11 protein-coding genes and 1 pseudogene are annotated in these 13,816 nt (G+C 72.4%); 7 read left to right on the forward strand and 5 right to left on the reverse strand.

Going from position 1 to position 13,816, the window contains the following annotated elements; all coding sequences use genetic code 11:
* Nucleotides 1–8: 8 nt before the first annotated feature.
* Nucleotides 9–1,484 carry an adenosylhomocysteinase gene (gene ahcY, locus ACQ86M_RS01850; RefSeq protein ID WP_431246844.1) on the forward strand — a complete coding sequence of 492 codons (1,476 nt, stop codon included), beginning with the start codon at nucleotides 9–11 and terminating at the stop codon, nucleotides 1,482–1,484.
* Complete coding sequence (locus ACQ86M_RS01855) at nucleotides 1,484–2,035, forward strand: GNAT family N-acetyltransferase (protein ID WP_431246845.1); 552 nt, start codon at nucleotides 1,484–1,486, stop codon at nucleotides 2,033–2,035. The genes ahcY and ACQ86M_RS01855 overlap by 1 nt, the downstream gene beginning before the upstream one ends.
* Before the next feature lie 76 nt (nucleotides 2,036–2,111).
* Here the strand turns inward: ACQ86M_RS01855 and ACQ86M_RS01860 are convergent, their stop codons facing one another.
* Nucleotides 2,112–2,963, reverse strand: coding sequence for an RDD family protein (locus ACQ86M_RS01860; RefSeq protein ID WP_431246846.1), 852 nt, complete (start codon nucleotides 2,961–2,963; stop codon nucleotides 2,112–2,114).
* A 17-nt stretch (nucleotides 2,964–2,980) separates the two neighbouring features.
* Here ACQ86M_RS01860 and ACQ86M_RS01865 point away from each other — a divergent pair, with 17 nt between their 5' ends.
* Entirely contained in the window at nucleotides 2,981–3,976 is a 996-nt protein-coding gene (locus tag ACQ86M_RS01865; protein ID WP_431246847.1) for a stage II sporulation protein M, read from the forward strand.
* Between the two features lie 28 nt (nucleotides 3,977–4,004).
* On the opposite strand, the gene ACQ86M_RS01870 is transcribed toward ACQ86M_RS01865, so the two are convergent.
* The 4 genes from ACQ86M_RS01870 to ACQ86M_RS01885 are packed head-to-tail and all read right to left on the reverse strand — an operon-like array spanning nucleotide 4,005 to nucleotide 8,265.
* On the reverse strand, nucleotides 4,005–5,336 hold the full coding sequence (locus tag ACQ86M_RS01870) for a DUF58 domain-containing protein (protein ID WP_431246848.1): 1,332 nt from the start codon (nucleotides 5,334–5,336) through the stop codon (nucleotides 4,005–4,007).
* A gap of 9 nt (nucleotides 5,337–5,345) precedes the next feature.
* Nucleotides 5,346–6,356: an AAA family ATPase gene (locus ACQ86M_RS01875; protein ID WP_431246849.1), complete on the reverse strand. Its 1,011-nt coding sequence runs from the start codon at nucleotides 6,354–6,356 to the stop codon at nucleotides 5,346–5,348.
* Nucleotides 6,353–7,627 (reverse strand): DUF4350 domain-containing protein, encoded by a 1,275-nt coding sequence (locus ACQ86M_RS01880; RefSeq protein WP_431246850.1) that lies wholly within the window; start codon nucleotides 7,625–7,627, stop codon nucleotides 6,353–6,355. The genes ACQ86M_RS01875 and ACQ86M_RS01880 overlap by 4 nt, the downstream gene beginning before the upstream one ends.
* Complete coding sequence (locus ACQ86M_RS01885; RefSeq protein WP_431246851.1) at nucleotides 7,624–8,265, reverse strand: DUF4129 domain-containing protein; 642 nt, start codon at nucleotides 8,263–8,265, stop codon at nucleotides 7,624–7,626. Before ACQ86M_RS01885 ends, ACQ86M_RS01880 begins: the two co-directional genes overlap by 4 nt.
* On the opposite strand from ACQ86M_RS01885, the gene ACQ86M_RS01890 reads away from it, so the two are divergent.
* The 4 genes and pseudogenes from ACQ86M_RS01890 to ACQ86M_RS01905 all read left to right on the forward strand — a co-directional run bounded on the left by ACQ86M_RS01890 (nucleotide 8,249) and on the right by ACQ86M_RS01905 (nucleotide 13,785).
* Nucleotides 8,249–9,760, forward strand: a complete 1,512-nt coding sequence (locus tag ACQ86M_RS01890) for a hypothetical protein (RefSeq protein WP_431246852.1) — start codon at nucleotides 8,249–8,251, stop codon at nucleotides 9,758–9,760. The two genes, ACQ86M_RS01885 and ACQ86M_RS01890, sit on opposite strands and share 17 nt — an antisense overlap.
* A complete protein-coding gene (gene mtrA, locus ACQ86M_RS01895; RefSeq protein WP_431246853.1) occupies nucleotides 9,753–10,436 on the forward strand; it encodes an MtrAB system response regulator MtrA in 684 nt (227 codons plus the stop codon). Before ACQ86M_RS01890 ends, mtrA begins: the two co-directional genes overlap by 8 nt.
* A gap of 15 nt (nucleotides 10,437–10,451) precedes the next feature.
* Nucleotides 10,452–12,079: pseudogene (gene mtrB, locus ACQ86M_RS01900) on the forward strand (MtrAB system histidine kinase MtrB).
* The gene (locus ACQ86M_RS01905) at nucleotides 12,076–13,785 is read left to right on the forward strand and encodes an LpqB family beta-propeller domain-containing protein (RefSeq protein WP_431246854.1); all 1,710 of its coding nucleotides are present in this window, start codon (nucleotides 12,076–12,078) and stop codon (nucleotides 13,783–13,785) included. Before mtrB ends, ACQ86M_RS01905 begins: the two are co-directional and overlap by 4 nt.
* The last annotated feature ends 31 nt before the right edge of the window (nucleotides 13,786–13,816 follow it).

A 13,816-nucleotide genomic window follows, 5' to 3' on the forward strand; every position in this document is an offset into this window, starting at 1 on the left:
TAAGGACCATGCCAAGCACCTCGACCGCCCTGCCCTTCAAGGTCGCCGACCTCTCCCTCGCCGAAGCGGGACGCCACCAGATCCGACTCGCCGAGAACGAGATGCCCGGTCTCATGGCCCTGCGCGCCGAGTTCGGCGCCTCCCAGCCGCTCGCGGGGGCCCGCATCGCCGGCTCGCTGCACATGACCGTGCAGACCGCCGTGCTCATCGAGACGCTGGTCGCCCTCGGCGCGCGGGTGCGCTGGGCCAGCTGCAACATCTTCTCCACGCAGGACGAGGCGGCGGCGGCGATCGCGGTCGGCCCGGAGGGCACCCCCGAGGCGCCCGCCGGCGTTCCGGTGTTCGCCTGGAAGGGCGAGACGCTCGAGGAGTACTGGTGGTGCACCCAGCAGATCTTCGACTGGTCCGCGGAGGCGGCCGAGGAGGGCGCCGACCACCTCGGCCCGAACCTCATCCTCGACGACGGCGGCGACGCCACGCTGCTGGTGCACAAGGGCCGCGAGTTCGAGCTCGCCGGCGCCGTCCCGGACGACGCGGAGGGCGACAGCCACGAGTACCGTGTCATCCTCGCCGCCCTGCGTGCCTCGCTGGCCGACTCGAAGGACCGCTGGACGCGCATCGCCGGCGACATCCTCGGCGTCACGGAAGAGACCACGACCGGCGTCCACCGCCTGTACGAGCTGGCAAAGGCCGGACAGCTTCTGTTCCCGGCGATCAACGTCAACGACTCGGTCACCAAGAGCAAGTTCGACAACAAGTACGGCATCCGCCACTCCCTGCCGGACGGCCTGAACCGCGCCACCGACGTGCTGATCGGCGGCAAGGTCGCGTTCGTCGCCGGCTACGGCGACGTCGGAAAGGGCGCGGCGGAGGCCCTGCGCGGTCAGGGCGCGCGCGTCATCGTCAGCGAGGTCGACCCGATCAACGCCCTGCAGGCCGCGATGGACGGCTACCAGGTGGCGCGGCTGGAGTCGGTGATCGACCAGGTCGACATCCTCATCACGGGCACCGGCAATCTCAACGTCGTCACCCTCGACCACCTGCTCGGCCTCAAGCACCTGGCGATCGTCGCCAATGTCGGTCACTTCGACAACGAGATCGACATGGCCTCGCTCGAGGCGCTCCCCGACGCCGAGAAGGTCGAGATCAAGCCGCAGGTGCACGAGTGGCGCCTGCCGACCGGCCGCAGCATCCTGGTGCTCTCCGAGGGCCGGCTGATGAACCTCGGCAACGCCACCGGCCACCCGAGCTTCGTGATGAGCAACTCGTTCACCAACCAGGTGCTCGCGCAGCTCGAGCTGTACGTCTCGACCGAGAACTACCCGGTCGGCGTCTACGTGCTGCCGAAGCACCTCGACGAGAAGGTGGCGCGCCTGCACCTCGACGCGCTCGGCGTCGAGCTGACGACGCTGACGGACGAGCAGGCGGCCTACATCGGCGTACCGGTCGACGGCCCGTACAAGGTCGACCACTACCGCTACTGATGGCGCTCGACTTCGCCGACCGGGAGCTGCCCGGCGGCCTGATCCTCCGGGTGCGGAAGGAGCAGGACGCCGCGGCGCTCGCCGCCGCCTACCAGCGCAACCGCGGCCACCTCGCGCCCTGGGATCCCACCCGCACCGAGGACTTCTTCACCGAGGGCGGCCAGCTGTCGCAGACGCGGGAGCTGCTGGCGCTGCGCGAGATGGATGCGGCTCTGCCACTGGTGCTCGTCGAGGGCTCCGAGGTCGCCGGCGGCGTGACGCTCAGCGGCATCGTGCGCGGTGCGTTCCAGTCGGCCACCGTCGGCTACTGGCTCGACCGCGATCACACCGGACGCGGGCTCGCCTCCGCCGCGCTGGCGTCCGTCATCGAGGCGTCGCGTGACCAGTACGGGCTTCACCGGCTGCAGGCCGCGACCCTGCTCGCGAACCACGCATCCCAGTCCGTGCTGACGCGCGCCGGGTTCGAGCGGATCGGCGTCGCGCCGAAGTACCTGCAGATCGCCGGGCGCTGGCAGGACCACGTGCTGTTCCAGCGCATCCTGCACGACTGACCGGGCGTCAGCCCCCGCGGGGAGCTGCGCGAAGGCGCGCACCGGAAAGGTGCCGAAGCCCTCGATGGCCGGCGGGTCAGCGGTCGGGGAACCGGTGCGGCAGGGCGCCGAGCACCGGGTCCAGCCGCTCAAGCCGCTCGTGCTCGAGGCTCAGCCTGCGGGAGTCGCGCTCGCGGCGGCAGACGGCGACGGCGACGAGGAACGTCTCCGCGTCGACCGGCGGGAGAGGCGACACGTACGGCGCGGCCTCGCGGGCGAGTTCGGTGCTCAGGCCGAAGCGAGCGGCCGGGGTGAGATCCGGAGCCTGGCGGACGAACTGCGCGATGCGCCGCGACAGCCGGTCGGGCAGGCGGGCGACGTCGGCAGTCGCCGCCCAGGCGGTGAGGTGCGGCGCCAGGTACAGCGGGAGCGGCTGTGGCTGCGGCACGCGCACGAGCTGGCTGTAGGTGCCGGCGAGGAGATCGCCCAGGCGCTTCGACCGGGCATTGAGGAGGCCGGTCAGTGCGGCGACCGCCCCGACCGTCATGAAGATCTCGAGCACGCCCACGAGCGCACGGATGAACGCGTGGCGGAAGCCGATCGCGCCGCCGTCGTCGCGGACGATCCGCGCGCCCACGGCCAGCTTGCCGAGCGACCGGCCACGCGACACGAGCTCCACCGTCGTCGGCAGGACCACCATCCCGAAGACGAGGATCAGCACGACGAGCGAGCGGGCGAGTGCCTCGTCCAGGCCGCCGCCCGTCGCGGCCAGGAGGAGGATGCAGCCCAGCATGACGAGCATGTACGTCAGCCAGTCGATCATCGTGCCGGCCGCCCGCAGGATGTAGCTCGCGGGCTTCACATCGAGCGCGACCGCTTCGCCGGTGACCAGATCGTCGGTGACCGCAGCGGGGTCGTACGCGGTGCTCCCCGGCCCGGCCTGCATCATAGATAGCATCTAAGCAGATGGACCTCGACGCCTACACCGCCGCGCACAGCGCCGACTGGGAGGAGCTCTCCCGGCTGGCCGCGAAGCGACGCCTCGACGGCCCCGAAGCCGATCGGCTGATCGACCTGTACCAGTCGGGGGCGGCGGACCTGTCGGCCATCCAGACCAGCGCCGGGGCGACCGCGGTCGGCGACCGGCTCTCGCTCGCCCTGTCCGACGCGCGGCTGCGCTTCACGGGTGCGGGCGCGAACCTGTTCTCGCAGCTTCCCCGGTTCTTCGTACTGCAGCTCCCCGCGGCGCTGTACCGCCTCCGCTGGATCGTGCTGGCGGTCGCGGTCGCCACGGTCGTGATCGCGACGCTGTACGCGATCTGGATCACGGGCAACCCGGATGTGCTCCGCAACCTCGGCGACGACGCGAACCTCCGCCACTACGTCGAGCACGACTTCATCGACTACTACTCGAACAACCCGGCCGCCTCGTTCGCCGGGCAGGTGTGGACGAACAACGCCTGGATCGCCGCCCAGTGCATCGCCTTCGGGATCACAGGCGTCTACGTGCCGTACGTGCTCATCCAGAACGCGGTCGGCGTCGGCACCGCGGCCGGCGTCATGTTCGCTTACGGGCGGGGCGACGTGATGTTCCCGTACATCCTCCCGCACGGACTCCTCGAGCTCACGAGCGTGTTCGTCGCGGCGGCGGCCGGTCTGCGGATCTTCTGGGCCTGGATCGCACCGGGCGCGCGAACCCGGGGCCAGGCGCTCGCGGAGGACGGCCGCGCCCTCTTCACGGTCGCCGTCGGCTGCGCCATCTCGCTGTTCGTCTCCGGCCTCATCGAGGGGTTCGTCACGCCCTCGGGGCTGCCGGTCTGGGCGAAGATCGCGATCGGCGCGCTGGCGCTGGCCGCATTCCTGACCTACATGCTGGTCCTGGGCCGCCGCGCCGTCCGCGCGGGTGAGACGGGCGACCTCACCGAATTCGAGGCGGGAGCCCGGCGCATCGTCGCCGGCTGACCGCACCGCGCCGCGCCGGCCGCAACGATCAGAGCCGTCCCGCCGCCTTCAAGGCCAGATAGCGGTCGGCCAGCGCGGGCGGCAGATCGGCGGGAGAGCCGGTCACGACGTCTCCGCCGAGCCGGCGGACGGCCGCCGAGACACGTCCCAGGTCGAGCAGGGCGCGCTCGGCCGCCGCGGCGCGGTACACCGCATCCCGGTCGGGGCGCTGCCGGGTGGCCGCAAGGGTGTCCGGATCCGTCACGCTCGCCACCACCACGAAGTGCTTCTGGGTGAGCTGCGGCAGCACCGAGAGCAGGCCCCGGGAGCCGCCCGGCGACTCGATGGAGGTGAGCAGCACCACGAGCGACCGCTGCGAGGTGACGGACGCCACCTGCGCCGGGACGGCCGACCAGTCCATCTCGATCAGCGCGGGCTCGATACCGGCCATCGCATCCACCATGCGCGACAGCAGCTCGGGGCCGCTCGCGCCCTGCACCCGGCCGCGCACGAGTCGGTCGAACGCGACCATGTCGACCCGGTCGCCGGCGCGCGTCGCCAGCGCCGCCAGCAGCAGCGCCGATTCGAACGCCGTGTCGATCCGGGGCTCGTCCGCCACGCGGGCGGCGGAGGTTCTGGCCGTATCGATGATTATGACGACGCGGCGGTCGCGTTCCGGCCGCCAGGTGCGCACCATCACGCGGGCGCCGACACCGCCGGCGGGGTCGTGACGCCGCGCGGTCGCGCGCCAGTCGATCGAGCGCACATCGTCGCCGCGCACGTACTCGCGCAGGGAGTCGAACTCGGTTCCCTGACCCCGCTGCAGCACCGTCGTGCTGCCCTCGAGTTCGCGCAGCCGTGCGAGGCGCGACGGCAGGTGCTTGCGGGCGGTGAACGGCGGCAGAACCCGGATGCGGCCCGGCGCCTCCAGCGTCGCCTGTCGAGCCCACAGGCGGAGCGGCCCCCAGGCCCGGACGGTCACGGTCCGGACGCGCCGCTCGCCGCGTCGCCACGGCCGCAGCGACGCGGTGAGGCGCCGGCGCTCGCCCGGCGGGATCGAGATGCGCATGCGGGTGGGCTCGGCCGCGGCCGACGGCTCCCACGCGTCACGGACCGTCCCGCGGAGGGGGCGTCGCCCGGTATTCGTCACGTACAGCTCCGAGACCGCCTCGGTGCCGAGCCGTACGCGCGCCGGGAGGACGCGTTCCAGCGCGACGGAACGCGGCGATGCGGCCAGCATCAGGTCGATCGCGCCCAGCACCACGCAGAGCAGGACCCACCCGCCCAGCGCGACGTACGCCATCCACTCGACGCCGCCGAGCAGCACGACGGGGACCGCCCCGAGCGCGAGCAGGGCGACGAAACGTCCGGATACGGTCACCTCCGGCGCCTAGATCGGGACCTGGACCTGCTGCACGATCGACTGCAGGATCGCGTCGGGGCCCACGCCCTCGAGCTCCGCCTCCGGTCGTAGCTGGATGCGGTGGCGCCAGACCGGGAGCAGCATCGCCTGCACATGGTCGGGCGTGATCGAGTCGTAGCCCGACAGCCACGCCCAGGCCTTCGCGGCCGCGAGCAGGGCGGTCGTGCCGCGTGGGCTCACGCCGAGCTTGACGGATGGGCTGCGCCGGGTGGCCCGCGCCAGGTCGACGATGTAGGCGAGCACGTCGGCGTTCGCACCCACGGCTGCCGCGGAGGCACGGGCGGCGGCCAGCTCCGCGGCGCCCAGTACCGGCGTCACGCCGGCGGCGGTCAGATCACGCGGGTTGAAGCCGGCCGCGTGGCGGCGCAGCACCTCCACCTCGGTGTCGCGCTCGGGCACGTCGAGCGTCAGCTTCAGCAGGAAGCGGTCGAGCTGCGCCTCCGGCAGCGCGTAGGTGCCCTCGTACTCGATCGGGTTCTGCGTCGCGGCGACGATGAACGGGTCGGGCAGCGTGCGGCTGACGCCGTCCACGCTGACCTGACGCTCCTCCATGGCCTCCAGCAGTGCGGACTGCGTCTTCGGGGGCGTGCGGTTGATCTCGTCCGCCAGCAGGATGTTGGTGAACACCGGGCCCTCGCGGAACACGAAACCGCCCGTCTGCCCGTCGTAGACCAGGGAGCCGGTCACATCCCCCGGCATGAGGTCCGGGGTGAACTGCACGCGCTTCGTGTCGAGGCTGAGCGCTTGACTGAGCGAACGGACGAGCAGCGTCTTGGCGACGCCCGGCACGCCCTCCAGCAGCACGTGGCCGCGGGCGAGGAGCGCGATGATCAGCCCGGTGACGGCGCCGTCCTGGCCGACCACCGCCTTGCCGACCTCGGCGCGCACAGCGGCGAGGGAGGAGCGCAGCCGCGCTGCGTCGGAGGCGGCGCCGGGGGAGGAGGCGGGGAACGCGGTTCCCGTCGTGACGTCGGTCATACATCCATTCTTCCGGTCGGGCCCGAAGCGGGCGTGACGGCGGCCTCGGCGGCGCGTTCGAGCTGCGCGAGGTCGTCGGAGAGTGCGAGCAGTTCGCGGTCGGTGGTGGGGATGCGGTCGACCAGCGCATCGCGGACCCGGCCGCGGTCGGCACGGATGAGCGCGGCGACGGCGTCCGCGACCTCCTCCGTCGTGGAGGTGGACGGCAGACCGGCGATCCCTGCCAGCCGGCCGATGCTCCCCACCCGCAGTGCGTCGGCGGCACGGAGCCGCGCGGACGACCGCTGGTACAGGCGCGCGCGTCCCTCGCGCGTCTCGCCGGCACGCACGACGACGGGCAGGTTCTCGACGACGAGCGGTCCGAAGCGGCGTCCGCGCCACACCGCCGCGGCCACGAAGACCAGCGCCAGCAGGAGCATGACGGGCGTGACCCAGCCCGGGGTGAGCGCCGCGATGTCCGGCGGTCCGGTGACCGGCCGGTCGCCGAGCGACGGCTCGTACCAGACCAGCGTGCGGTGGCCGCCGAGCAGGTTGAGGGCCAGGGCGGCGTTCCCCAGCCGGTCGATGCCCTCGTTCGTCAGCACGCCCGCCGACCCGATGAGGTACAGCGTCGAGTCGTCGAAGGTGGTCCGCACCAGGGAGGCCCGGCCGCCTCCATCGGCGAAGCAGGCGACGGCGTCGCCCGACGCCCGGAAGGTCCCCGGGACCACGACCTCCTCCGTGTTCTGCGTGCTGCGCGGATCGATCCGCTCCGCGCGCTGGGCCGCCGGAAGGCCGCATCCCGCGCTCACCGGTCCGCGCGGCGCGCCCGCGGCGCTCACCTCCGGCGCGATGGTCTGCAGCGCGCTGAAGCCTGGCTCGACCACGACGAGGGTCCGGCCGTCCCCGGCCAGCGCGCGGAAGCCGTCGGCAGGGAGGTTGCCCTCGCGGTCGTAGATCAGCACCGTGGCGTCGTCCCCGGCGGCCGACCGTGCGCTCCGCAATGTCGTGACGGAACGGACGTCGACGCCCTGCGCGCCGAGCACCTGGGCCACCGCCTTCGCTCCGGCCGGCGCCGCGTTCGCCGGATCCAGCGGCGTGCCCGCGCCGGCCTTTCCGCCGGTGAGAAGGATGCCGAACAGGGTCACCAGCACGGCGATGGCGGCGAGCACGATCCAGGGCACCGCGCGTCGAGCGGTCTGGCGGAAAGTCGGCGAGACCGCGCGCGCCCCCGCGTCCGCCGCGCCGGCCGTCACGCCGGGGCGGTCGCGCACCTCGGGCGGGGCGGTCATGCGTTCACCGCCGTTGCGGTCGCGCGCACGCGCTGCAGCCGCTGGTCGAGCGCGACGAGCCGCTGGAAGGCGGCTTCGGTGCCGGGTCGGTCGAGGTAGCGCACCTCGTCGAACGAGCGTGCCGCCTCTCGGAGCGCCTCCCGCTCGTCGGGCGCGACCGTGCCGGCGTACTGGGCGAACTCGGTCGCCGTCGTTCCGGGTGTGACGCGCACCAGCGTGCGCTCGTCCATGGCGGCGGCGATCGCGCGGAACTGCTCCTCGATCGCCAGGACCCAGTCGCCGGCGCGGGCGGCCTTCTCGGCCGAGGAGCGGAGGTCGGCGGCCGAGCGCGGTCCGTCCGAGCCGAACAGCGAGCGCCGTTCGAGCGTCGAGCGGCGGTTCGCACGGGGCCGGCCGAAGACGAAGAAAGCGGCCACGATGAGGCCGGCGATCACGATCACCACGACGAGCAGGAGCACAGGACCCGCATCGCCGCCCGGCCCCTGGAACAGCGACGCCAGCCAGTCCTGGACCGCTTTGGACGCCAGGTCGAACCAGGTGGGCTTCGCCGCCTGGTACTCGGGGCGCGCCAGCTCGTCGCGCAGCCACTGCTGCGCCTCCGGTGAGCTCGGGTCCACCGGGATGTCGACGTGGACCACGATCAGCCGGCGGGCCACCCCGCCGCGGCCGGTGGCTGCGGAGGCTGCTGCGCCTGGGGGCGGGCTGCAGATACGGGTCGGGGAGCTCCTGCCCGGACTGCCGCCCCTCGACGAACCGGACGAGCTCGAGGTCGAGCCCCTCCTTCCGCATCCGCAGGTCGATGTACAGCAGAGAGAGGGCGGCCGTCTGGATGACGCTGGCGATCGCTCCCACGATCGACGTGACGATGGCCGACACGACGTTGACGCTCAGCTGCGCGACGAGGATCTGGGCCGTCGGGTCGGTGGAACTCGCCGACGTGGGCGCGATGACGCCGCCGATGAGGCCGCCGGCGATGCCGAACGGGATGCCGATCACCTGCGTGATCGCCCCCACGATCAGGGCGACGAGCGCGATGATGCCGAACGTGCGCCAGAAGTAGCCGTTCGTGAGCCGCCACGACCGCACCACGGCCGCACGCAGCGGCATCCGCTCCAGCACGATCGCGCACGGGACCATGGCGAGCTTGGTGTTGATCCACACGGCCAGCGGGATGAGCGCGAGACCGCCGACGACGCCCACGAGCACCGCGCCGATCGTTCCGGCCGGCGGCCCGAGCAGCGCGAGGGCGAAGACGATGCCCGCCAGGAGCGCGATCACGACGAACCACGCCAGGGCGAAGAGCAGGGTCCAGCCGATCAGGGCGCCGAACCGGCCGCGGACCAGCTGCCACAGCCGGCCGAAGGTCAGCTTCTCGCCCAGCGTCTCGCGCGCCACATCCGTGACGATGACGCCCTGCAGCAGCGCGCTGAAGACGGTGGTGATGACGAGCGACAGCACGCCGAGGACGATGCTCCCGCCGATCAGGCCGGCGCGCAGGGCCGGCTGGTCCTCGACATCGCCGGAGAGCACGCGGCCCGCGAGCAGGGCGATGCCGCCGCCGATCAGCACGGTGACCAGGATCGAGGGGACGCCCTGCAGCAGCAGCGCGGCGCCGACGGTGATGCGCGGATTGCGCCGGAGCGCCTGGAAGGGGGCGGCGAGCAGCGGGCCCAACGTCAGCGGGCGCAACGGGATGAGGCCGGGCTTCGGCGGCGGCGTCCAGCCGGGCTGCTGGCCGGACGGCTGCTGCCAGCCTGCCTGCTGGCCGTACGGAGGCTGCTGCCAGCCGTAGGGCTGCTGACCGTAGGGCTGCTGCCCGTACGGCGGCTGCGGCTGCTGGCCGCCGTACCCGGGCTGGCCGTACGGCGGCTGCGGCGGCTGCTGGCCGCCCTCCGGCGGCGGCGTCCCCTGCGAGCCGGGTGCCTGCCAGTTCTGTTCGTCGGTCACGCCGTGCCCTTCCGTCCCCCGTGCGTTGGTCCCATGCTGGCACATCGGCCTCGCCGGCGATGTCCCATCCACAGGGCACGTGGTGGTTTCATTCAAGCTGGTAGCAGCCTGCTCCATTACGCTGGTCATGTTGTTCTGCGGTGGAGGCCGCTCGAGAGGGGTTCGGGGAACGTCCGACATGACTAGTCGCATCCTGGTGGTCGACGACGACACCGCGCTTGCGGAGATGATCGGCATCGTGCTGCGCACAGAGGGTTTCGATCCCGTCTTCTGCGAGGACGGGTCGCTCGCCGTCGACACCTTCCGCTCGGCCAAGCCCGACCTCGTCCTCCTCGACCTGATGCTTCCGGGCCTCGACGGCATCGAGGTGTGCGGGCGCATCCGCGCCGAGTCCGGCACGCCCATCATCATGCTCACCGCCAAGTCCGACACCGCGGATGTGGTCAAAGGCCTCGAGTCGGGCGCCGACGACTACATGGTCAAGCCGTTCAACCCGAAGGAGCTGGTCGCCCGCATCCGCACCCGCCTGCGGCCGACGCCGGCGGCCCCGCCCGCGGACGAGCTCACCGTCGGCGACCTCGTCGTCGACGTGGCGGGCCACGAAGTGCGCCGCGGCGAAGCGCGCATCGCTCTGACGCCGCTCGAGTTCGACCTCCTGCTCGCCCTCGCCTCCAAGCCGCAGCAGGTGTTCACCCGCGAGATGCTCCTGGAGCAGGTCTGGGGCTACCACTACAAGGCCGACACGCGTCTCGTGAACGTGCACGTGCAGCGGCTGCGCGCGAAGGTGGAGCAGGACCCGGACAACCCGAAGATCGTCATGACCGTGCGCGGGGTCGGCTACCGCGCCGGCGCGGCTGCGTAGCCCGCGGAGGCCGGGATGCGCTGGTGGCCGACGCGGGACTGGTGGCGGCAGGCGCCGTCCCGGCTCCGGCGCGCGTGGCGCAGTTCGCTGCAGCTGCGCACCGTCGCCATCACGCTGCTGCTGACCGGCGTCGCCATCCTCGTCACGGGCGTCTACATGGCGCTCAGCATCAGCAACGACCTGTACCAGTCGCGGCTCGACCAGGCCCTGCGCGACTCCAGCCGCGCCACCACGACGGCGCAGACGACGCTCAACGCCTCCGACGTCTCCTCCGGCGATGCAGGCAAGAACCTGCTCAACACGGTACTGCAGAGCGTCCAGGCCTCGACCTCGAGCCGACTCGTCGCGGCCTACCGTGTCCCCGGGCAGGACACCGGCATCCTCGCGCCGCCGGACCGCGGCAGCCCGGCCATGAACTCCGTCATCTCACCCGAGCTGCGCGCGAAGGTGCAGACCGGCGGGACGAAGCAGTACTACCAGTCGGTCGCGCTCCCCGCCGGCAACGGCGACACCGACCCGGGCATCGTCGTGGGATCGCAGCTCAGCCTCCCGTCGTACGGCAAGTACGAGCTGTACATCGGCTACAACCTGCGCGACTCGGAGAACACCCTGCTGTTCGTCCAGAACACGCTGCTCCTCGCGGGCCTCGCGCTCATCTTGCTCATCGGCGCGATCACGTGGGTCATCGTGCGGTTCGTGGTGGAGCCCATCCGCGTCGCCGCCCGGACCAGCGAGCGGCTGGCGGCCGGCGACCTGGCGGTGCGCATCCCGGAGCGGGGGAGGACGTCTTCGCCACGCTCGCCCGCTCCTTCAACGGGATGGCCGACAGTCTGCAGAGCCAGATCAACCAGCTGGCCACGCTCTCTCAGCTGCAGCAGCGCTTCGTGTCGGATGTGTCGCACGAGCTGCGCACGCCGCTGACCACCATCCGCCTCGCCGGCGACGTGATCTACGACCAGCGCGAAGGGTTCGCTCCCGCCACCGCCCGGACCGCCGAGCTGCTGCACACCCAGATCGAGCGGTTCGACCGCCTGCTCTCGGACCTGCTCGAGATCAGCCGCTACGACGCCGGCTCGGTCGTGCTCGACGCCGAGCCGACGAACCTCGTGCGCCTCGCGGAGGACTGCGTCGACGAGCTGCGCACCCTGTCCGAGCAGAACGGCTCCGAGCTGACCCTGGATGCGCCGGGCGGCTACTTCGACGTGCCGATGGACCCGAGGCGCATCCGCCGCGTGGTCCGCAACCTCATCGGGAATGCGATCGAGCACGGGGAGGGACGGCCCGTCGTGGTCACCGTGGACAGCAACGAGAGCGCCGTCGCGCTGACCGTCCGCGACTACGGCATCGGCATGAGCGCCCAGGACATGGCGCACGTCTTCGACCGCTTCTGGCGCGCCGACCCGTCGCGCAAGCGCACCCTCGGCGGCACCGGCCTGGGCCTCGCGATCTCGCTGGAGGACGCCACGCTGCACGCCGGCTGGCTGCAGGTGTGGTCCGCCCCGGGTGCAGGCTCCTGCTTCCGGCTGACGCTGCCGCGGGTGACCGGACGCGAGATCACGGGCTCGCCCCTGCCGCTTCCGCCCGTCGACGCCGGCGCGACGATGCCCCAGCCCGCGGGCGCGGGCAAGGAGGCGCACGCATGAGCCGGCGCAGACGTCCACCGGCGGTCCGCTCCGCCGTCGCCGCGCTCACCGTGGTGCTGCTGGCGGCGCTCGCCGCGTGCGCCAGCATCCCGGACTCCGGGCCGGTGCGGCAGGGCGGCCCGGTCGCGCAGGTGAACGACCCGCTCGACCTCGACTTCAACCCGTCGCCGCCCGAGAAGGGGGCCAGCCAGCAGCGGATCGTGCAGGGCTTCATCGACGCCGCCTCCAGTCCGAAGAACAACTTCCAGATCGCCCGCGAGTACCTCACCCACGCGATGGCGGCCAACTGGAACCCGGACGAGTCCGTCACCGTCGACGACGGCCGCAACCGCAGTTACGACGACCAGGGGTCGCTCTGGCGGGTGGAGGTGACCCCGGTCGCGAACGTCGACGCGGTCGGGTCGTACCACCCCGTCGGCAGCACGGCTCCGGTCGGGCTCAACTATCAGCTCGTCCGCGAGAACGGGGAGTGGCGCATCTCGGTCGCGCCGGACGGCGTCGTCATCGACGATCCGACGTTCCGCGCGGTGTACACGCAGCAGAACCTGTACTTCTACAGCCCGGGGAACACGTACCTGGTACCGGACGCGCGCTGGTTCCCGGCGCGCGTCGCCTCGGCTGCGACGCGCGTGGCGAGCTCGCTGCTCGCGGGCCCTGCGCCGTGGCTCGCGGGGGCGGTCACGACCGCGTTCCCCAAGGGCACCCAGCTCGCGGTGCCGTCGGTGACCACCGGCGGCGGGGTCGCGCACGTCGACCTCAGTTCGGAGGCCGCGCAGGCGGACCCTCCGCAGCTGCAGCGCATGCAGTACCAGCTGGAGCAGTCGCTCGGCAGCCTGGCGCAGAGCGTGCAGCTGTCGATCGAGGGCAACGCGCAGCAGGTGCCGTCGCTGAGCGCGTCGGCGGCCCCCGTGCGCAACCCGTCGGTCGACTCGCACTCCTATGTCTACCGGGGCGATGTCTTCGGGCCGCTCAACGGAGACACCGTCACCGGCCTGAGCGGGCTGAGCGACAAGGTCGCCGCGCTGCGCCCGACGGCGATCACCCTGAGCGCGTCGCGCGACCAGGCCGCCGTGCTGGCGCCGGCCGGGGCGTACTCCGTCCGCAAGAACGGCGACCCGGTGCGGGCGGACGCACGGCCGGGACTCATCGGACCCTCCCTCGACGCCGACGGCTGGGTGTGGTCCGTGCCCGGGTCGTCTCCGGGAGCGATCCAGGTCGCGGGAGCGAGCGGGGGAGACGTGCACCTGCTGACCGCGAACTGGCCGAACGCGACGGCCATCCTGTCGCTCGCGGTGTCGCGGGACGGGACGCGGCTCGCCGCACTGCTGCGCACGGCGAGCGGCACCTCGTTGATGGCGGCCGGCATCGTCCGTGCGGGCAACGGATCGCCCACCTCGCTGACCGAGCCCGTCGAGCTCGCGGTCCCTGGCTCCGGCGCCCGCTCCGCGGCCTGGACCAGCGACCTCACGATCGCCGTGCTCAGTGTCGGGAACGGGGAGGCGACGACGATCGCGCAGCAGACGGTCGGCGGGCAGCAGACGACCACATCCGGACCGGCCGGGGGGCGCACCATCGTCGGCGCCGCCGGCCTCGCGCCCTATGTCGTGCTGAGTGCGGACGGCACGCTGCTGGCGCCGACGGGCACGGGATGGCAGGCGCAGCTCGACAAGGTCGGCGCGGTCGCGGTGCAGCAGGGGCAGCCCTAGCTTCTCCACAGGCGGCCCGGCGGCCGAGTTC

Source organism: Leifsonia xyli subsp. cynodontis (genome assembly GCF_050632205.1).
Classification (GTDB): domain Bacteria; phylum Actinomycetota; class Actinomycetes; order Actinomycetales; family Microbacteriaceae; genus Leifsonia; species Leifsonia xyli_D.

Bases quoted from the DNA above. Each gene is read 5' to 3' on its own strand.
- ahcY (WP_431246844.1), top strand. From the start codon at position 9: ATGCCAAGCACCTCGACCGCCCTGCCCTTCAAGGTCGCCGACCTCTCC.
- ACQ86M_RS01855 (WP_431246845.1), top strand. From the start codon at position 1,484: ATGGCGCTCGACTTCGCCGACCGGGAGCTGCCCGGCGGCCTGATCCTC.
- ACQ86M_RS01860 (WP_431246846.1), bottom strand. From the start codon at position 2,963: ATGATGCAGGCCGGGCCGGGGAGCACCGCGTACGACCCCGCTGCGGTC.
- ACQ86M_RS01865 (WP_431246847.1), top strand. From the start codon at position 2,981: ATGGACCTCGACGCCTACACCGCCGCGCACAGCGCCGACTGGGAGGAG.
- ACQ86M_RS01875 (WP_431246849.1), bottom strand. From the start codon at position 6,356: ATGACCGACGTCACGACGGGAACCGCGTTCCCCGCCTCCTCCCCCGGC.
- ACQ86M_RS01880 (WP_431246850.1), bottom strand. From the start codon at position 7,627: ATGACCGCCCCGCCCGAGGTGCGCGACCGCCCCGGCGTGACGGCCGGC.
- ACQ86M_RS01890 (WP_431246852.1), top strand. From the start codon at position 8,249: ATGTCGACGTGGACCACGATCAGCCGGCGGGCCACCCCGCCGCGGCCG.
- mtrA (WP_431246853.1), top strand. From the start codon at position 9,753: ATGACTAGTCGCATCCTGGTGGTCGACGACGACACCGCGCTTGCGGAG.
- ACQ86M_RS01905 (WP_431246854.1), top strand. From the start codon at position 12,076: ATGAGCCGGCGCAGACGTCCACCGGCGGTCCGCTCCGCCGTCGCCGCG.